The following is a 19,241-nucleotide window of genomic DNA, read 5'->3' as shown; positions in this document are numbered from 1 at the left end:
AAGGTGATTTTATGAAGCGCGCGGTTGTCGTTTTCAGCGGTGGACAAGACTCCACGACCTGCTTGATCCAGGCATTGCAACAGTATGACGAAGTTCACTGCGTCACGTTCGATTACGGCCAGCGCCATCGCGCCGAAATTGAAGTGGCTCAGGAGCTGTCGGTGGCCCTCGGCGCCAAGGCGCACAAGGTGCTGGACGTGACGTTGCTCAATGAGCTGGCCATCAGCAGCCTGACTCGCGACAATATTCCGGTTCCCGCCTACGATCCCAACCAGAAAAACGCGCTGCCGAGCACCTTCGTGCCGGGCCGCAACATCCTGTTCCTGACGCTGGCGGCGATCTACGCCTACCAGGTGGAAGCGGAGGCGGTGATCACCGGCGTGTGTGAAACCGACTTCTCCGGCTACCCGGATTGCCGCGACGAGTTCGTCAAAGCGCTGAACCAGGCGGTGGTGTTGGGCATCGCCCGCGATATCCGCTTCGAAACGCCGTTGATGTGGCTGAACAAGGCCGAAACCTGGGCGCTGGCTGACTATTACCAGCAGCTGGATCGGGTGCGTCAGGATACGCTGACCTGCTACAACGGCATCAAGGGTGACGGCTGCGGCGAATGCGCCGCCTGCAACCTGCGCGCCAATGGCCTGACGCAATATCGCGCCAACCAAGCGGAAGTGATGGCGGCGTTGAAACAGAAGGCCGGTCTGGCCTGAGGCAGCGACGGCGGCAGCCTCCGCCGCCGGTGAGCTGACTGCGAATGTTATTTGGGCGTGAGCGCTTCCAGGTGCTCGCGCAATTCCCCTTCAATCGGCAGCGCCCGCTGCGTTTTCAGATCGACGCACACGAAAGTCAGCAGCGCGTCGGCCACCGGCGTCCCCGCCGGATCCTGCGTCACCTTCTGGCTCAGTACCCCGCTTTTGCCGTTGAGCTGCACCATCTGGCTGTCGATGCGCAGTTTATCCCCCAATACCGCCGGGCTGCGGTAATTGATATTGATGTTCACCACGATGAAAGCGATGTTGTTTTCCGTCATCCAGCGGAACCCTGCCTCGTTTTCCAGCCACTCCCAGCGCGCCTCCTCCAGAAACTCCAGATAGCGGGCATTGTTAACGTGCTGGTAGACATCAAGGTGATAACCGCGAACTTTGATAAAGGTTTGCATAGGGAACGATCGCTCCTGCCTGGTGATTACAGAAAGAGGGAGCCGCGTGGGCTCCCTCGCCCGTTTGGTCAACGCGCCAAACTGGTAAGACCTGTAAAATGTAGCAGAGTCGCCATTGCCTCAGCGGCATTTTGCCGCGCAGCCGCGACCGGGATCACATTTTCAGCCGAGTGCGGTTCTTCTCGAACAGCGCCGGTCCGATGCCCGGCACCTCCTGCAGTTGCTCAACCTGGGTGAATGGCCCGTTCTGTTCGCGATAGCGCACAATGCCTTCCGCCTTCTTCAGACCGACACCGCTCAAAGCCGCTGCGAGCTGTTCGGCGGTGGCCTGATTGATGCTGACCGCCGTCTCTTCGGCCGCCTTGGTCATCGCCTGTTGCCCGCCATTGCTCGTCGGGGTTGAGAGCATCGGCGCCGGCGCATCGGCTTTATCCGCCGCGGCGGCCGGCACCGCCAGGCATAACAACAGCGCGGCCAGCGCGGCTTTAACGTGATGACGGTAACCTGATAACGTTTTTTTCTCTGTATGTTGCATGCTGTATCCTCCTTGTGTGTGACAGCACGGCTACCTTGCCGCGGCGGCGGATATTCAGCAATCGGCGGATATCAGATGTGGAAAAGGCCGCGAAAGCGGCCTTTGTTTGTTGCACTGCGTTGCAGAAAAATGCGGCGATTACTGCGGCTGTTGCTCAGCGGCGCCCATTTTAATTTTGGCTTCTTTACGCAGGCTCGCCAGCAGCGAATCGAAGGAAACGCCGGTCGCGCCCTCTTCCATCTTGCCGACGAAGGTTTTCATTTCGTCTTCCGGCAGCGTGCCTGGCTTCACCGCATCGAGTGCGATCAGCACCACGTTGTCCTGGCGATCCTGCGACATGCCGTACACCGGTTTGCCGTCCTGCGGGTGCGGCAGCGCGAACACGCTCTCCACCAGCTGGCTGTCTTCCGGCGCGCGCGCCATCTTCTGCACGGCGCCAAAGCTCAGGCCGGCGGCTTTCATCGCCTCGTCGCCCTTGCCCTGCTTCAGCTCAACCAGCAGCTTCTCGCCCTGCAGTTTCGCTTCCTGCACCGCCTTGTTGCGCTTCACCAGATCCGCCACGCGGTCTTTTACCTGGTCGAACGGCTCGATGCCTTCCGGCTTGTGACCGCTCACGCGCACCACGAAGGCGCGGTCGCCGTCTACGGTGATCACGTCGGAGTTACTGCCCGGCGCGCCGTTCTCGCCGATCAGCGAACCGTCGAAGATCGCCTGCACCACCGGCTTGAAGTTCAGCGCCGCAGGGATATTGTCGCGGGTGAACCAGTCGGTTTGCGCCGCTTTCACGCCCGCCGCTTCTTCAGCCGAGGCCAGGGATTCGTTGTCGCTGGTCGCCGCTTCGCTCACCTTCTGCTGCAGCGCGTAATACGCATCTACCGCTTTCTCCTGCTTCACCTGCTTGGCGATAGCGTCATGCACTTCGCTCAGCGGCTTCAGTTTCTCTGGTTCGATGTCGTTCAAACGCACGATCAGGTAGCCGACGGAAGATTTCACCACGCCGGACAGCTGCCCTTTTTCAGTCAGGTTAGCCTGCTTCAGCTCGTCGGCGGTAGTTTCCGGCTCCAGCCAACCCAGTTCACCGCCGGTACGGCGTGAGATGATGTCGGTGGATTTTTCTTTCGCCAGCGTGGCAAAATCGGCGCCCTTCTTCAGCTCGTCCAGCGCCGCATTGGCTTCCGCCTCGGTTTTCAGCTGGATCACGCTGTAGTTTTTACGCTCCGGCTGGCCGTAGCTGCTCTTGTGCTGGTCGTAGTAAGCGCTGATGTCCTCTTCGCTCACTTTCACCTTGTCCTGCATGGACGCGGCGTCCAGCGGGATATAGCTCACCTTCACCTGCTCCGGGGCGATGAAGCTGTTCTTGTTCTGATCGTAATACGCCTTCAGTTCGTCGTCGCCGGCGCTCTGTTTCGCCTGCAGCGCCTTCAGATCGATAGTCGCCAGACGCACGTCGCGCTCCTGCAGCACCAACGCCGCCATGGCTTGCGATTCGGACGGCAGCACGAAGCCGGATTCGCCGAAGGCCTGAATCAACTGCTGATTGACCAGCTGCTGACGCATCGACTGCGCGAAGTTGTCGGCGGTGTAGCCCATACGGCCGATCAGGTCGAGGTACTTGGCGTTATCGAACTGGCCGTTGGTTTGGAAATAAGGCGCCTTGCGGATGGCGTCCTTGATCTGATCGTCGCTGACCGCCAGGCCCAGCTTCTTGGCGTATTGGTCGAGCAGCATGTTGTCGATCAACTGGGACAACACCTGACGGCGCATCTGCTGCATGTAGCCTTCGTTGCCGGCCAGCGCAGAGAACTGGTCACCCAGCTGCTGCTGCATGCGGCTACGCTCGCTTTGGAAAGCCTGTTCCAGCTGAGCGCGTTCGATCGTCTGACCATTTACTTTCGCAGCATAATCGCCGGAGCCGCCGATCAGGTAGTTACCCACCCCGGTCAGGACGAATGACAGGATGATCAGGGCCAGGATGATTTTGAGCACGACGTGATTGGCAGCCGCGCGTAAATTGTCCATCATAGTGTGACAACACTCCGCTGTGATGTGGATTAACAACCCTTGTGCAGGCGCGTTCCCTGCGACAAAAATAAAAAAAGCGCATCAGTCCGATGCGCCTTGTATCTTACCTTACCAGCACCGCTGCGTCAGGTGATTGTTTATTACAAAACCCTGTTACGCTAAACGGTTAGACGCCAAATCAGTTTACAGCGTCTTTCAGCGCTTTCCCTGCACGGAAGGCCGGCACTTTGGCTGCCGCGATCTTGATTTCTTTACCGGTTTGCGGGTTACGGCCGGTACGAGCCGAACGTTCACGCACGGTGAAGGAACCGAAACCAACCAGAGCCACGTCATCCCCAGCTTTCAGAGAGTCGGTAACGGAAGCGATTACTGCGTCTAAAGCACGTCCAGCTGCCGCTTTGGAAATATCAGCACCTGCGGCAATCTTGTCGATCAGTTGTGACTTATTCACTCTATCATCCCCTCTAGAATTCTATCGTCGCACCGAAAAATCCCTACGGTTGCGACAGCGCAGCTGTTATATCAATCCCATCGAACCTTGGCAAGCCACCGACTGCGTGGCAAAACGTGGGCCGACAGAGATCTAACTTAGCGGTACAAAAAAATACTGGCAAGTCCGAAATGGCTTGCCAGTATAAGTTTTATCAATGGTTTTTGCGATTCGTCACTATTTTGCCGCTACCGGCAGTGCGCCGAAGGCCGGGTTTTGCAACGCAATGTTCAAAACTTCATCGATTCGCTGCACCGGATGAATCTCCAGATCGGCGATGACATTGTCCGGGATCTCTTCCAGATCGCGCTTGTTCTCGTAAGGGATCAGCACGGTTTTGATGCCGCCGCGATGCGCCGCCAACAGTTTCTCTTTCAGGCCGCCGATCGGCAACACCTGGCCGCGCAGCGTGATCTCGCCGGTCATCGCCACATCGGCGCGTACCGGGTTGCCGGTCAGGCAGGAGACCAGCGCGGTGCACATCGCGATACCGGCGCTTGGGCCGTCTTTCGGCGTCGCCCCTTCCGGCACGTGCACGTGGATGTCGCGCTTCTCGTAGAAATCGGCGTTGATGCCCAATTTCTCCGCGCGCGCGCGCACCACGGTCAGCGCCGCCTGAATCGATTCCTGCATCACTTCACCCAGAGAGCCGGTGTAAGTCAGCTTGCCTTTGCCCGGCACGCAGGCGGTTTCGATGGTCAGCAGATCGCCGCCCACTTCCGTCCACGCCAGCCCGGTGACTTCGCCCACGCGGTTTTCGGTATCCGCACGGCCGTAATCGACGCGCTGTACGCCCAGGTAGTCCTTCAGGTTGTCGCCGTTGATCTCGATGTGCTTGCGCTTCTTGTCCATCAGCAGCGTTTTCACCGCTTTACGGCACAGTTTGGAGATTTCACGCTCCAGGCTGCGCACCCCGGCTTCGCGGGTGTAGAAGCGAATGATGCCAATGATGGCGCTGTCGTCGACCGTCAGCTCGCCTTTTTTCAGCGCGTTGCGCTCAAGCTGCTTCGGCAGCAGGTGCTGTTTGGCGATGTTGAGCTTTTCGTCCTCGGTATAACCCGACAGACGGATCACTTCCATACGGTCCAGCAGCGGCGCAGGGATGTTCATCGAGTTGGAGGTGGCGACGAACATCACGTCGGACAGATCGTAATCCACTTCCAGGTAGTGGTCGTTGAACGCCACATTCTGTTCCGGATCCAGCACCTCCAGCAGAGCGGAAGCCGGATCGCCGCGCATGTCGGAAGACATCTTGTCGATCTCATCCAGCAGGAACAGCGGGTTCTTCACCCCAACCTTGGCCATTTTCTGGATCAGTTTGCCCGGCATCGATCCGATGTAGGTACGGCGGTGACCGCGGATTTCCGCTTCGTCACGCACGCCGCCCAACGCCATGCGCACGTACTGGCGCCCGGTCGCTTTGGCGATCGACTGCCCCAGCGAGGTTTTACCCACGCCCGGCGGCCCAACCAGACACAGGATAGGCCCTTTGATTTTGCTGACGCGGCTCTGCACCGCGAGGTACTCGAGGATGCGATCCTTGACGCGCTCCAGGCCGTAGTGATCGGTATCGAGCACTTCCTGCGCCTTGACCAGGTCTTTTTTCACCTTGCTGCGCGCGTTCCACGGCACCTGAAGCATCCAGTCGATGTAGCCGCGTACCACGGTCGCTTCCGCCGACATCGGCGACATCATCTTCAGCTTTTGCAGTTCCGCTTCGGTTTTCTCGCGCGCCTCTTTCGGCATTTTCGCCGCATCGATCTTGCGCTTCAGCGCTTCGTGCTCGTCCGGCGCGTCGTCCATCTCGCCCAGTTCTTTCTGAATCGCCTTCATCTGCTCATTCAGATAGTACTCGCGCTGGCTCTTCTCCATCTGCTTCTTGACGCGGTTGCGGATGCGTTTCTCAACCTGCAGCAGGTCGATCTCCGACTCCATCATCGCCATCAGGTATTCCAGACGCTCGGTGATGTCGGACATCTCGAGCACCGACTGTTTGTCGCTGAGTTTCAGCGGCATGTGGGCGGCGATGGTGTCCGCCAGGCGCGCGGCGTCGTCGATGCTGTTCAGTGACGTCAGCACCTCCGGCGGGATTTTTTTGTTCAGTTTGATATAGCCTTCAAACTGATTGATCGCGGTGCGCACCAGCACTTCTTGCTCGCGCTCGTCGATAGCCGGCGATTCAAGGTATTCCGCCTGCGCGGCAAAATGCTCACCGCTGTCGGACAGCGTAGTGATGCGTGCGCGCTGCAGCCCCTCGACCAGCACTTTTACCGTGCCGTCCGGCAGCTTCAGCATCTGCAGGATCGACGCTACGGTGCCAACCGAGAACAAGTCGTTAATGCCAGGTTCATCCGTTGAGGCCTCTTTCTGTGCCACCAGCATGATCTTCTTATCGTGATCCATTGCGGCTTCGAGGCACCGAATCGATTTTTCCCGGCCAACAAATAACGGGATCACCATGTGCGGATAAACCACCACGTCGCGCAATGGCAAAACGGGGATTTCAATGCGTTCGGAACGCTCAGGGTTCATAGAGCTCTCTCTTAGTTTAATTTCCGCCAGGTTGAGGGGGAATCTCATGAGACGCAAGCATCTAACGTTTCATAAAATCTGGTTAATGAGTATATGGGGATGAATCTCTTACATTCAACGGCAAGAATGCAGGAAAAAGAAATGGGGGATGAAATCCCCCATTTTGCTGATAACGCGCTGGTTTAACTGGCTAATTATTCGCCAGACGCCTGGGCTTCCGGCTTGCCGTAAATCAGCAGCGGTTTGGATTGACCGGCGATCACCGACTCGTCGATCACCACTTTGTCCACGCTGTCCATCGACGGCAGATCGTACATGGTATCGAGAAGCGCGCCTTCCACGATGGAACGCAGGCCGCGGGCGCCGGTTTTGCGCGCCATGGCTTTCTTGGCGATGGCGTTCAGCGCTTCGTCACGGAACTCCAGCTCCACGCCTTCCAGGTTGAACAGCGCCTGATACTGCTTGGTCAGAGCGTTCTTCGGCTCTTTCAGGATCTGAATCAGCGCGTCTTCGCTCAGCTCGCTCAGGGTCGCCACCACCGGCAGACGGCCGATGAACTCAGGGATCAGACCGAACTTGATCAGGTCTTCCGGTTCGGCCTGCAGCAACAGTTCGCCTTCGGTGGCCTTCTCGGACTCGCCCTTGACGGTCGCGCCGAAGCCGATGCCGGAGCCGGTGTTGACGCGCTGACCGATCACCTTATCCAGGCCAGCAAATGCGCCGCCGCAGATAAACAGGATCTTGGAGGTATCGACCTGCAGGAACTCCTGCTGCGGATGCTTGCGCCCGCCCTGCGGCGGAACCGCGGCGATGGTGCCTTCAATCAGCTTCAGCAGCGCCTGCTGCACGCCTTCACCCGAAACGTCACGCGTGATAGACGGGTTGTCGGACTTGCGGGAAATCTTATCGATTTCATCGATATAAACGATGCCGCGCTGCGCTTTCTGCACGTCATAGTCACATTTTTGCAACAGCTTCTGGATAATATTTTCCACGTCCTCGCCCACGTAACCGGCTTCGGTCAGCGTGGTGGCGTCGGCCATGGTGAACGGCACGTCCAGGAAGCGCGCCAGCGTTTCCGCCAGCAGAGTCTTGCCGCTGCCGGTTGGGCCAATCAGCAAGATGTTGCTCTTGCCCAACTCGATACCGTTGCTGGTATCGCCGTTGCGCAGGCGTTTGTAGTGGTTGTACACCGCAACCGCCAGCACTTTCTTCGCCTGCTCCTGACCGATGACGTAGTCATCCAGGTGGTGGCGGATTTCGTGCGGCGTCGGCAGCGCACTGCGCTCACGATGCGGGGCAACTTCTTTAATCTCTTCGCGAATAATGTCGTTACACAGATCGACACATTCATCGCAGATATACACTGACGGCCCGGCAATCAGCTTACGCACTTCATGCTGGCTTTTGCCGCAAAAAGAGCAGTACAGCAGCTTTCCTGAACCGTCTTTGCGCTTATCTGTCATCAGTCAAACCTCTTCTTTAGTCTTGTCCCGCAGGAAAATCACGGCGGCAGTGCGCCCAAACTCATATCGGGAACGCCGGGAGGCTACAACAGAGCGAGCCCCTGCCCACTCTGATTACTATAGTCCATCGGCGCCGCGTGGTTCTAGCTGCGGTGTGTCAGAATGCCGTCAACCAGGCCGTATTCCACGGCTTCTTCCGCGGTCATAAAGCGATCGCGCTCGGTATCGCGCTCGATCTGCTCCAGCGGCTGGCCGGTATGCTCGGCCATCAGTTCATTCATGCGCGCTTTCACCTTGAGGATTTCACGCGCGTGGATTTCGATGTCCGTCGCCTGGCCCTGGTAGCCGCCCAGCGGCTGGTGAATCATCACGCGCGAGTTCGGCAGGCAGAAACGTTTGCCTTTGGCGCCCGCGGTCAGCAGGAAGGAGCCCATCGAGCACGCCTGCCCCATACAGATGGTGCTGACGTCCGGCTTGATGAACTTCATGGTGTCGTAAATCGACATGCCCGCGGTGATCACCCCGCCCGGCGAGTTGATGTAGAGGAAAATGTCTTTTTCCGGGCTTTCCGCTTCGAGGAACAGCATTTGCGCCACGATCAGGTTGGCCATGTGATCTTCCACCTGGCCGGTCAGGAAAATGATGCGCTCTTTCAGCAGGCGGGAATAGATGTCGTAAGAACGCTCCCCGCGTGAAGTCTGCTCTACCACCATCGGCACCAGCGCCATGTTCGGTGCAAATTGATCTCGTTCGCCACTGTATGACATTACCGTCTCCTAATAGAAATTGCCTTGGCGGCCAGGGTGTCACCCTAATACGCCGATTCTACTTGAGAACGGCCATGATGACTATGCTCAAGCATTCGACCCGCGCCACACGTACCCGACGGTTATTTCATCCCGCGCACTTTGGCAAACAGCCCCAGAATTATTCTTTACAGATTGGGGGAGCCCGGCGCGATTTCAAGCCCAGAGGCCGATTTTCTCCGCGCGCCGGAAACGATGCCGTTATTCTGACCGTTATCATGCCAGCCAGTTCCCCAGGCAACAGGGTAAATATAGTGCATATTGCCCCGCTTAACCTGAGATTAATCAGCAACGTGGCAAAAAGAAAAGCCCGCAACCTGAGGTTGCGGGCTTTTTCATCGTGCGCCGGTTCGCCAGGCGAAACCGGGGACGCCGTTCATCGCGCCCGGCACGCAGGCATTACGCCTGTTGAGTTTGGTTCATCAGCTCGCTGAAGGTAGTGGCTTTTTCAGTCACTTTCGCTTTTGCCAGCAGGGCTTCAACCGCTTGCTCTTCCAGAGCCACGTTGCGCATGTTGTTCATCAGCTCTTTGTTTTTGCTGTAGAACTCAATGACTTCGCTCGGATCTTCGTAGGCGGAGGCCATTTCTTCGATCAGCGTCTTCACGCGGTCTTCGTCAGCTTTCAGATCGTTGGTGCTGATCACTTCGCCCAGCAGCAGGCCAACCACTACGCGGCGTTTGGCTTGCTCTTCGAACAGCTCGCGTGGCAGTTCCAGCGCTTGCTTCTCGTTGCCGCCGAAACGCTGTGCAGCCTGACGACGCAGCACGTCGATTTCGCCGTCGATCAGCGCAGCAGGCACGTCGATTTCGTTCGCGCTCACCAGGCCTTCGATCGCCTGAGACTTGATGCGGTTACGCACGGCGCCTTTCAGCTCGCGCTCCATGTTCTTGCGAACTTCGGTGCGCAGACCGGCAACGGAACCGTCCGCCACGCCGAAACGCTTGATGAACTCTTCGGTCAGTTCAGGCAGCTCGCGCTCTTCAACTTTCTTCAACACGATAGCGAATTTGGCCGCTTTGCCCTTCAGGTTTTCCGCGTGGTAGTCTTCCGGGAAGTTCACGTCGATGGAGAACTCTTCGCCCGCTTTGTGACCGACCAGACCTTCTTCGAAGCCTGGGATCATGCGGCCCTGGCCCATTGCCAGCACGAAGTCGGACGCTTTGCCGCCTTCGAACTCTTCACCGTCAATAGAACCGGTGAAGTCAACGGTCACGCGATCTTCAGCTTCCGCCGCGCGATCGGTTTCTTTCCAGGTCGCCTGCTGCTTGCGCAGAGTGTCCAGCATCGCGTCGACGTCTTCGTCGTTCACTTCCACTACTGGTTTTTCAACTTCGATGTTTTCCAGGCCTTTCAGCTCAACTTCTGGATACACTTCGAATTCAACGGCGAAAGTGAAGTCTTCGCCTTCTTTGTACTCGCCCGGCACGTAGTTTGGTGCGCCGGCCGGATTAATCTTTTCTTTGATGATCGCGTCAACGAAGCTGCGCTGCATCGCTTCGCCCAGCACGTCCTGACGAACAGAGGCGCCGTAACGCTGTTCCACGATGTTCATCGGCACTTTGCCTTTGCGGAAGCCGTCGATACGCACGCTTTTCGCTGCGTTGATCAGCTCTTTCTTCACCGCCTGCTTGATAGTATCAGCCGGTACAGTAATAGAGAGACGGCGCCCAAGGCCTTGAGTGGTTTCTACTGAAACTTGCATCTTGTTACCTCAAAAAAATCACAGTGCTCGGTCAACTCCGTTCCAAGAACCAGGACGGCTACAAATAAGAACCGAGTTCCCTGATGACAGAAGCGTCCCGAAACCATTCCGGAAAAATAAGACGCGACATTATAGCGGCGCATGCATGGCGAGTCGAGGAAAGCTAGGCGGCGCAGGCGCGCTAAAAATCACACTTTTGTCGATTCGATCGCCAAAAGGCCGCCAAAACAGACCGAACGTTGGCCATATTGCGCATCGGCCGTGTCGTCGTCAAAAACAGAAACGGCCCGCAGGCCGTTTCAAAATTCGTCAGTAGTAATACCCTAATTCGAGGGCAAAGTTCCACTGATACCTGAAAATTTCCCCCTCAGGCCAGCGTCCCGGCGCCGCGGCACGGCGGCGAGGCCGGCACGGTATCCTGCAACCCTTCCCACTCTTTGAGCGTATAGGTGTGCAGCGCCAGCGCGTGTACGCCATCGGCCAACTCTTCCGACAATACCCCGTAGATGGAGCGGTGACGCGTCAAAAACCGTTCGCCGACGAAGCGATCGCTGACCAATACCACTTTGAAATGACTTTCTGAACCCGCCGGAACGTTATGACGATAGCTTTCATCAACGACTTCCAGATACGCGGGCTCAAACGCCGCCCTTAACTTTGCTTCTATTTGCTCGCGAATCATAGGATCTCCTTACAACACCGGCAGAGGACCGTGCCCATCTAGTTCAATATTAGCCGGTTTTCCCCCGTTTAGACCATCGCCTGGACAAATTTCTCTTTTCTGCGGTCAGAGGATGAGCGTCATCCCCGCCGCTTGGGGGATTATCCGATTGAGCGGGCCAAAAAAGCGTGTTTTTATCAACGGCAGGTAAAAATTTGTCACTCAGGCGCCTTCCGCGCTTCCACCGCACGGCGGCGATGCTATGATGTCGGCAATTCGTTGTCGGCTATCCCGCTCTGATTATTGCTAAATCCATCGAGAATGAGACAGAAAACATGTTAAAGAAACTTTGTCTTCCTTTGCTGACCGCCCTGCTGCTGGCCGGCTGCGCGACCAGCAGCAACACCCTGAACGTCACGCCGAAAATCGTTCTGCCGCAGCAGGATCCGACCCTGCAGGGCATCACCATCAGCATCAACGGCGCGGATCAGCGCACCGATCAGGCGCTGGCCAAGGTGAACCGCGACGGCCAACTGGTCACGCTGACGCCGTCGCGCGATCTGCGTTTCCTGCTGCAGGAAGTGCTGGAGAAACAAATGGGCGCCCGCGGTTACATGATTGGCGCCGACGGCCCGGTCGCGCTGCAGGTGGTCGTCAATAATCTGTACGCGGACGTATCCGAAGGCAACCTGCGCTACAACATCACCACCAAAGCCGACATCTCGATCATCGCCCAGGCGAAGAACGGCAACAAGCAGGTGAAAAACTACCGCTCGACCTATAACGTGCAGGGCGCCTTCACGGCGACCAACGACAAGATCACCGACGCCGTCAACTCCGTGCTGGGCGACGTGATCGCCGACATGGCGCAGGACACCAGCGTCAACGACTTTATCAAGCAAAACGCGCGCTAATCGGCGCGCCTGGCGCCGCCCGGCGGATCGGGCGGCGCAGACAGGGAACTCATGTCGAAACACTATCTTAACATCTTCACCCAGCGTAACTCCGCCATTCTGCTGCTGCTGGGCTTCGCGTCGGGTCTGCCGCTGGCACTGACCTCCGGCACGCTGCAAGCCTGGATGACCGTCGAAAACATCGATCTGAAAACCATCGGCATCTTCTCGCTGGTGGGCCAGGCCTACGTCTTCAAATTCCTCTGGTCGCCCTTCATGGATCGCTATACCCCGCCGTTCCTCGGGCGGCGGCGCGGTTGGCTGCTGATCAGCCAACTGCTGCTGGTGGCGGCGATCGTGGCGATGGGCTTTATGCAACCCGCGCAGCACCTGTGGTGGCTGGCGGCGTTGGCGGTGCTGGTGGCGTTCTGCTCCGCCTCGCAAGATATCGTGTTCGACGCCTATAAAACCGACCTGCTGAAAGCCGAAGAACGCGGCGCGGGCGCGGCGATATCGGTGCTGGGTTATCGGCTGGCGATGCTGGTTTCCGGCGGCCTGGCGCTGTGGCTGGCGGATCGCTATTTCGGCTGGCAAGCCACCTACTGGCTGATGGCCGGATTGATGCTGATCGGCGTGGCTGCCACGCTGATGGCGCCGGAGCCGGATGAAAGCATCCCGGCGCCGCGCACCATGGAACAGGCGGTCGTCGCGCCGCTGCGCGATTTCTTCGGCCGCAACAACGCCTGGCTGATCCTGCTGCTGATCGTGATGTACAAAATGGGCGACGCCTTCGCCGGCAGCCTGAGCACCACCTTCCTGATCCGCGGCGTGGGATTCGACGCCGGCGAAGTGGGGCTGGTGAACAAAACCCTCGGGCTGTTCGCCACCATCGTCGGCGCTCTGTTCGGCGGCGTGCTGATGCAGCGTCTCACCCTGTTCCGCGCCCTGATGCTGTTCGGCGTCCTGCAGGCGGTCTCCAATCTCGGCTATTGGATTCTGGCCGTGACCGACAAGAACCTGCTCACCATGGGCAGCGCCATCTTCCTTGAAAACCTGTGCGGCGGCATGGGCACCGCGGCCTTCGTCGCCCTGCTGATGACGCTGTGCAACCGTTCGTTCTCCGCCACCCAGTTCGCGCTGCTGTCGGCGCTGTCCGCCGTGGGCCGCGTTTATGTCGGCCCGATCGCCGGCTGGTTCGTCGAAGCCCATGGCTGGCCGCTGTTCTATCTGTTTTCGATCGCCGCCGCGCTGCCGGGCTTGCTGTTGCTCGGCGTCTGCCGCCAGACGCTGGAACACACCCAGCAGCATGGCGACTTTATGCCGCGCACCGCGTTTACCCAGGCTTACCGCTGGGCGCTGCGCCTGCTGACGCTGGGCTGCTCGCTGCTGGGGCTGTGGTTGCTGCTGCTGATCGCCAATGCGCTCGACTGGACGCAGGCGCCGCTGTTGGCCGACCGGTTGCTGCAGATCGGCGCCGCATTGAGCCTGCTCGGCGTCGCGATGGGCAGCATGCTGGATTATCTGGCGCTGCGCCGCGCTCGTTTGGCGTAACCCGACCGGCCGGCGATTTTGCCGGCCGAAAAAAAAGCGATCCGGGGGTGTATTTATTTCGTTAAAAAAAGATAATCAGCGAGAAAATTATTTTTTTATCCGACTGCGGCGCTCGGAAATAAAATTAAATTCACCTTTAAGACACAATTATTTTACATTAAATAAACCTTTTCTGCGTATTTCCCCGCCGCGCATTTCTTCGCCAGATTCATCATACCTTTAGTTTTCCTTAACATACGGACTGCTCGTCACGATTCAGCGTGCCAACGCGTTGTTGTCATTGGTAAATTGTCACGCAGGGTTACATCTGTGACCCCCTTAACAGAAAGTGTCAACAAGCCGCTGACACTCCCTTAAGCATGTTTACAGTACTGCAACCTTCCCGTAAAATGCCCGCACACATGAAACGACAATTGAGCCTTTGTTATTGAGGTCGTTAGATGAGACTTAAGAAATACAATAAAAGTATTGGGATGCTGTCATTAATTGCAGGCACTGTATTGCTCAGTGGCTGCGATATGGTTTTGATGAATCCCAAAGGAGCAATTGGTGTTGAGCAACGGACACTGATTATCACTGCAATCGCGTTGATGTTGATCGTGGTGGTGCCAGTTATCTTCATGGCGTTCGCCTTTGCCTGGAAGTATCGCGCTTCCAACAAAGACGCCAAGTACAGTCCGAACTGGGCCCACTCCAACAAGATCGAAGCGGTCGTCTGGACCATTCCTATCATTATCATCGCCATCCTTGGCACCATTACCTGGAAGACTACCCACGAACTCGACCCGTTCAAGCCGATTGTCACCGACAAGAAGCCGATGACGATCGAAGTGGTGTCGCTCGACTGGAAATGGCTGTTCATCTATCCGGAACAAGGCATTGCGACCGTTAATGAGCTGGCTTTCCCGAAAGATGTTCCAGTCGAATTCAAGATCACCTCTAACTCGGTAATGAACTCGTTCTTTATCCCGCAGTTGGGTGGACAGATTTATGCGATGGCCGGCATGCAGACCAAACTGCACCTGATCGGCAACGAAGCCGGTGCCTACAAGGGCATCTCCAGCAGCTACAGCGGCGCAGGCTTCTCCGGTATGAAATTCACCGCGATCGTTACCCCGACCGAAGGCGACTTCGATCAGTGGGTGGCCAAGGTGAAGGCATCGCCTAAAAACCTGAACACCACCGACGACTTTAACAAACTGGCAGAGCCGAGTGAAAACAACCCGGTCGAGTACTTTGCCGCTGTCAAACCGAATTTGTTCAAAGAAACAATTGCCAAATTCATGGGCGACATGGATATGCACAAGGGCGCTGGCGCGCACGAAGGCATGGACATGAGCCAAGGTATGGACATGGGTGAACATGCTGCTCACGCCGGAGCCGAGGAATAACTGATGTTGGGAAAATTAACACTTGATGCGGTTCCGTACCACGAACCGATCATCATGGTCACCGTAGCCGCAATTATCGTCGGGGGCCTGGCAGTGCTGGCGCTGCTGACCTATTTCGGCAAATGGAAGTGGCTGTGGAGCGAATGGCTGACTTCGGTCGACCATAAAAAAATTGGTATCATGTATATCGTCGTGGCGATGGTCATGCTGCTGCGCGGCTTCGCCGACGCCATCATGATGCGTAGCCAGCAGGCGTTGGCGTCCGCCGGCGAAGCCGGATTCCTGCCGCCGCACCACTACGACCAGATCTTCACCGCGCACGGCGTCATCATGATCTTCTTCATGGCGATGCCTTTCGTGGTTGGCCTGATGAACGTCGTGGTGCCGCTGCAAATCGGCGCGCGCGACGTCGCCTTCCCGTTCCTGAACTCCCTGAGCTTCTGGTTCTTCGTGGTGGGCGTTGTGCTGATCAACATCTCCCTGGGGGTCGGTGAATTCGCTCAGACCGGTTGGCTGGCGTATCCGCCTCTGTCGGGTAAAGAGTACAGTCCTGGCGTCGGGGTCGATTACTGGATCTGGAGTCTGCAGATTTCCGGTCTGGGAACCCTGCTGACCGGCGTGAACTTCTTCGCCACCATTCTGAAGATGCGTGCCCCTGGCATGCCTATGATGAAGATGCCGGTGTTCACCTGGGCGGCGCTGTGTACCAACGTCCTGATCATCGTTTCTTTCCCAATTCTGACCGTCACCATCGCGCTGCTGACCCTGGATCGCTATCTGGGCACCCATTTCTTCACCAATGATATGGGCGGCAACATGATGATGTACATCAACCTGATTTGGGCCTGGGGTCACCCAGAGGTGTACATTCTGGTTCTGCCGGTGTTCGGCGTGTTCTCCGAAGTCACCGCGACCTTCTCCAGAAAACGCCTGTTCGGCTATACCTCACTGGTATGGGCAACCATCGCGATCACCGTTCTGTCGTTCATCGTCTGGCTGCACCACTTCTTCACCATGGGGTCCGGCGCGAACGTTAACGCCTTCTTCGGTATCGCCACCATGATCATTTCCATCCCGACCGGGGTGAAAATCTTCAACTGGCTGTTCACCATGTATCAGGGCCGCATCAAGCTCAACTCCGCAATGCTGTGGACCGTTGGCTTCATCATCACCTTCTCCGTGGGTGGTATGACCGGCGTTCTGCTGGCGGTGCCGGGCGCGAACTTCGTGCTGCACAACAGCCTGTTCCTGATCGCGCACTTCCACAACGTCATCATCGGCGGCGTGGTGTTCGGTTGCTTCGCGGGCCTGACCTACTGGTTCCCGAAATCCTTCGGCTTCACGCTGAACGAAAAATGGGGCATCCGCGCGTTCTGGTTCTGGATCATCGGCTTCTTCACCGCCTTCATGCCGCTGTACGCATTGGGCTTTATGGGCATGACCCGTCGTATCAGCCAGAACATCAACCCTGAGTTCCACCCTCTGCTGCTGGTTGCAGCCGGCGGTGCGGCGCTGATCGCCTGCGGCATCCTGTGCCAGCTGACCCAGATCTTCGTCAGTATCCGTGACCGCGAACAGAACCGCGATCTGACCGGTGACCCATGGGGCGCTCGTACTCTGGAGTGGTCAACGTCTTCTCCACCGCCGTTCTATAACTTTGCCGTAGTGCCGCAGATTCATGACCGTGACGAGTTCTGGGACATGAAAGAAAAAGGCGAAGCTTATAAGAAACCGGCTAAATACGAACCGATTCATATGCCTAAGAACACCGGCGCCGGCGTTATCATCGCCTTCTTCAGCCTGGTATTCGGTTTCGCAATGATTTGGGAAATCTGGTGGATGGCTCTGGCCGGTTTCATCGGTATGATCGTCGTCTGGATCGGCAAGAGCTTCGATCACGATGTTGACTACTATGTGCAGGTTGATGAAATCGAGCGCATTGAGAACCAACACTACGAACAAATCCGTAAAGCAGGCGTGAACCATGTCAACTGAAACTCTGACCAATCATAACGCAGCCCATGCAGAGCATGGGCACCACGATGCGGGTGAGACCAAGGTCTTCGGATTCTGGATCTACCTGATGAGCGACTGTATTTTGTTTGCGAGCTTGTTCGCGACTTATGCAGTCCTGGTGAACGGGACCGCCGGCGGTCCCTCTGGCAAAGACATCTTCGACCTGAAGTTTGTCTTGGTCGAAACTTTCCTGCTGTTATTCAGCTCCATCACCTACGGCATGGCGATGATCGCCATGAACAAGGGTAAAGTTGGCGGTGTAAACACCTGGCTGTTCCTGACCTTCCTGTTCGGTCTGGGCTTCGTGGCGATGGAAATCTATGAATTCCATCACCTGATCGCCGAAGGCTTCGGTCCGGATCGCAGCGCGTTCCTGTCCAGCTTCTTCGCGCTGGTCGGCACCCACGGTCTGCACGTGACTTCTGGCCTGATTTGGATCATCGTGCTGATGATTCAGGTGAGCAAGTTCGGCCTGACCGCGACCAACAAAACCCGCCTGATGTGCCTGAGCCTGTTCTGGCACTTCCTGGACGTGGTCTGGATCTGCGTATTTACCGTTGTCTACCTGCTGGGGGTTATGTAATGAGCCATTCATCCCATGAAACCTCTCACGGCGGCGCAAGCCACGGCAGCGTGAAGTCATACCTGATCGGCTTTATCCTGTCGATCATCCTGACGGTAATTCCATTTGCGATGGTAATGAACGGCACTGCCTCTCATTCCACCATCCTGGCGGTTGTTGTCGGTATGGCGGTTATCCAGGTGATTGTTCACCTGGTTTACTTCCTGCACATGAACACCTCATCGGAAGAGCGCTGGAACCTGGTGGCATTGCTGTTCACCGCTATGATCATCGGTATCGTTGTTGTAGGTTCACTCTGGATTATGTACAACCTCAACATCAATATGATGGTCGATTAAGAGCTGAGCTGCACGTGATGATTAAGCAATACCTGCAAGTCACTAAACCAGGAATTATTTTCGGCAATTTAATTTCTGTCGTTGGGGGATTCCTGCTCGCTTCCAAAGGGAGCATCGACTATCCCCTGTTTCTCGCCACCCTGGTGGGTGTCTCGTTGGTGGTCGCGTCGGGCTGTGTGTTTAACAACTACATCGACCGCGACATCGACAAGAAGATGGAGAGAACGAAGAATCGGGTGCTGGTAAAAGGCCTGATCGCGCCGAGTGTCACCCTGGTTTATGCGACCGCGTTGGGTATTGTGGGCTTCGCGTTGCTGTATATCGCGGCCAACCCGCTGGCCATGTGGCTGGCGGTGATGGGCTTCGTGGTTTATGTCGGCGTTTATAGCCTGTACATGAAGCGCCACTCGGTCTACGGCACGCTGATCGGCAGCTTGTCGGGCGCCGCGCCGCCGGTTATCGGTTACTGCGCGGTCACCAACGAGTTCGACGCCGGCGCGTTGATCCTGCTGGCTATCTTTAGCCTGTGGCAGATGCCGCATTCTTATGCGATCGCTATCTTCCGCTTTAAAGATTACCAGGCGGCCAACATTCCGGTGCTGCCGGTGGTGAAAGGCATTTCCGTCGCCAAGAACCACATCACTGTCTACATCCTGGCGTTTATGATCGCCACGCTGATGCTGACCCTGGTGGGCTACGCCGGCTACAAATACCTGATCGTCGCTGCGGCGGTGAGCGTATGGTGGCTGGGCATGGCGCTGCGCGGTTACAAAACCGAAAACGACAGCGTCTGGGCGCGTAAACTGTTCGTGTTCTCCATCGTCGCCATCACCTCGCTGAGCGTGATGATGTCGATCGACTTCAGCGCCACGGCGGCGCCTGAAGCGCTGGTGACCTACGTTTGGTAAGCCAAATCATCTGTCAATGGGCCGCGTATGCGGCCCATTTTATTTGTCACGCCGAAAAGCGGCCAAACTGTAATATCTGTTAAACAACATTCGATTTACCCCCCCTGCCCTGCACACTAAAATGACGCAGCTTTACAGAAATCATGCCATCAGGCGCTGTCTCAACGTCTGATGGCATGGTTTTTA

General features: G+C 57.0%; 17 protein-coding genes. 8 read left to right on the top strand and 9 right to left on the bottom strand.

Going from position 1 to position 19,241, the window contains the following annotated elements; all coding sequences use genetic code 11:
* Positions 1-11 precede the first annotated feature (11 nt).
* On the top strand, positions 12-710 hold the full coding sequence (gene queC / locus ACJ8IP_RS10595; protein ID WP_164107020.1) for a 7-cyano-7-deazaguanine synthase QueC: 699 nt from the start codon (positions 12-14) through the stop codon (positions 708-710).
* A 47-nt stretch (positions 711-757) separates the two neighbouring features.
* Here the strand turns inward: queC and ACJ8IP_RS10590 are convergent, their stop codons facing one another.
* From ACJ8IP_RS10590 to bolA, 9 genes are all read right to left on the bottom strand, one after another.
* Positions 758-1,159 carry an acyl-CoA thioesterase gene (locus ACJ8IP_RS10590; RefSeq protein WP_033642075.1) on the bottom strand — a complete coding sequence of 134 codons (402 nt, stop codon included), beginning with the start codon at positions 1,157-1,159 and terminating at the stop codon, positions 758-760.
* A 154-nt stretch (positions 1,160-1,313) separates the two neighbouring features.
* The gene (locus tag ACJ8IP_RS10585; protein WP_033642074.1) at positions 1,314-1,694 is read right to left on the bottom strand and encodes a ComEA family DNA-binding protein; all 381 of its coding nucleotides are present in this window, start codon (positions 1,692-1,694) and stop codon (positions 1,314-1,316) included.
* Between the two features lie 138 nt (positions 1,695-1,832).
* A complete protein-coding gene (gene ppiD, locus ACJ8IP_RS10580; RefSeq protein WP_033642073.1) occupies positions 1,833-3,716 on the bottom strand; it encodes a peptidylprolyl isomerase in 1,884 nt (627 codons plus the stop codon).
* 178 nt (positions 3,717-3,894) lie between these two features.
* Positions 3,895-4,167 carry a nucleoid-associated protein HU-beta gene (gene hupB / locus ACJ8IP_RS10575; RefSeq protein WP_004940351.1) on the bottom strand — a complete coding sequence of 91 codons (273 nt, stop codon included), beginning with the start codon at positions 4,165-4,167 and terminating at the stop codon, positions 3,895-3,897.
* 216 nt (positions 4,168-4,383) lie between these two features.
* Positions 4,384-6,738, bottom strand: coding sequence for an endopeptidase La (gene lon / locus ACJ8IP_RS10570; protein ID WP_019454189.1), 2,355 nt, complete (start codon positions 6,736-6,738; stop codon positions 4,384-4,386).
* 194 nt (positions 6,739-6,932) lie between these two features.
* The gene (gene clpX / locus ACJ8IP_RS10565) at positions 6,933-8,204 is read right to left on the bottom strand and encodes an ATP-dependent protease ATP-binding subunit ClpX (RefSeq protein ID WP_004940354.1); all 1,272 of its coding nucleotides are present in this window, start codon (positions 8,202-8,204) and stop codon (positions 6,933-6,935) included.
* A 143-nt stretch (positions 8,205-8,347) separates the two neighbouring features.
* The gene (gene clpP, locus ACJ8IP_RS10560; protein ID WP_016928858.1) at positions 8,348-8,971 is read right to left on the bottom strand and encodes an ATP-dependent Clp endopeptidase proteolytic subunit ClpP; all 624 of its coding nucleotides are present in this window, start codon (positions 8,969-8,971) and stop codon (positions 8,348-8,350) included.
* Positions 8,972-9,409: 438 nt separating this feature from the next.
* Positions 9,410-10,714 carry a trigger factor gene (tig, locus tag ACJ8IP_RS10555; protein ID WP_031300019.1) on the bottom strand — a complete coding sequence of 435 codons (1,305 nt, stop codon included), beginning with the start codon at positions 10,712-10,714 and terminating at the stop codon, positions 9,410-9,412.
* A gap of 367 nt (positions 10,715-11,081) precedes the next feature.
* Positions 11,082-11,396 (bottom strand): transcriptional regulator BolA, encoded by a 315-nt coding sequence (bolA, locus tag ACJ8IP_RS10550; protein ID WP_004940361.1) that lies wholly within the window; start codon positions 11,394-11,396, stop codon positions 11,082-11,084.
* 314 nt (positions 11,397-11,710) lie between these two features.
* Here bolA and ACJ8IP_RS10545 point away from each other — a divergent pair, with 314 nt between their 5' ends.
* The 7 genes from ACJ8IP_RS10545 (at position 11,711) to cyoE (ending at position 19,055) form a co-directional block, all read left to right on the top strand.
* On the top strand, positions 11,711-12,289 hold the full coding sequence (locus ACJ8IP_RS10545; RefSeq protein WP_033642071.1) for a lipoprotein: 579 nt from the start codon (positions 11,711-11,713) through the stop codon (positions 12,287-12,289).
* Between the two features lie 51 nt (positions 12,290-12,340).
* A complete protein-coding gene (gene ampG, locus ACJ8IP_RS10540) occupies positions 12,341-13,819 on the top strand; it encodes a muropeptide MFS transporter AmpG (protein ID WP_033642070.1) in 1,479 nt (492 codons plus the stop codon).
* Between the two features lie 440 nt (positions 13,820-14,259).
* Positions 14,260-15,210, top strand: coding sequence for a cytochrome o ubiquinol oxidase subunit II (cyoA, locus tag ACJ8IP_RS10535; protein WP_033642069.1), 951 nt, complete (start codon positions 14,260-14,262; stop codon positions 15,208-15,210).
* 3 nt (positions 15,211-15,213) lie between these two features.
* On the top strand, positions 15,214-17,205 hold the full coding sequence (gene cyoB / locus ACJ8IP_RS10530) for a cytochrome o ubiquinol oxidase subunit I (RefSeq protein WP_033642067.1): 1,992 nt from the start codon (positions 15,214-15,216) through the stop codon (positions 17,203-17,205).
* Positions 17,195-17,809 (top strand): cytochrome o ubiquinol oxidase subunit III, encoded by a 615-nt coding sequence (locus ACJ8IP_RS10525; protein ID WP_004940367.1) that lies wholly within the window; start codon positions 17,195-17,197, stop codon positions 17,807-17,809. The genes cyoB and ACJ8IP_RS10525 overlap by 11 nt, the downstream gene beginning before the upstream one ends.
* Complete coding sequence (locus tag ACJ8IP_RS10520) at positions 17,809-18,147, top strand: cytochrome o ubiquinol oxidase subunit IV (RefSeq protein WP_004940369.1); 339 nt, start codon at positions 17,809-17,811, stop codon at positions 18,145-18,147. Before ACJ8IP_RS10525 ends, ACJ8IP_RS10520 begins: the two co-directional genes overlap by 1 nt.
* Before the next feature lie 17 nt (positions 18,148-18,164).
* Positions 18,165-19,055, top strand: a complete 891-nt coding sequence (cyoE, locus tag ACJ8IP_RS10515; protein ID WP_025301761.1) for a heme o synthase — start codon at positions 18,165-18,167, stop codon at positions 19,053-19,055.
* Positions 19,056-19,241: the final 186 nt, after the last annotated feature.

The organism is Serratia sp. CY52157, from assembly GCF_052168495.1.
Classification (GTDB): Bacteria; Pseudomonadota; Gammaproteobacteria; order Enterobacterales; family Enterobacteriaceae; genus Serratia; species Serratia ureilytica.
This window is presented reverse-complemented; position numbering and strand designations above follow the sequence as displayed.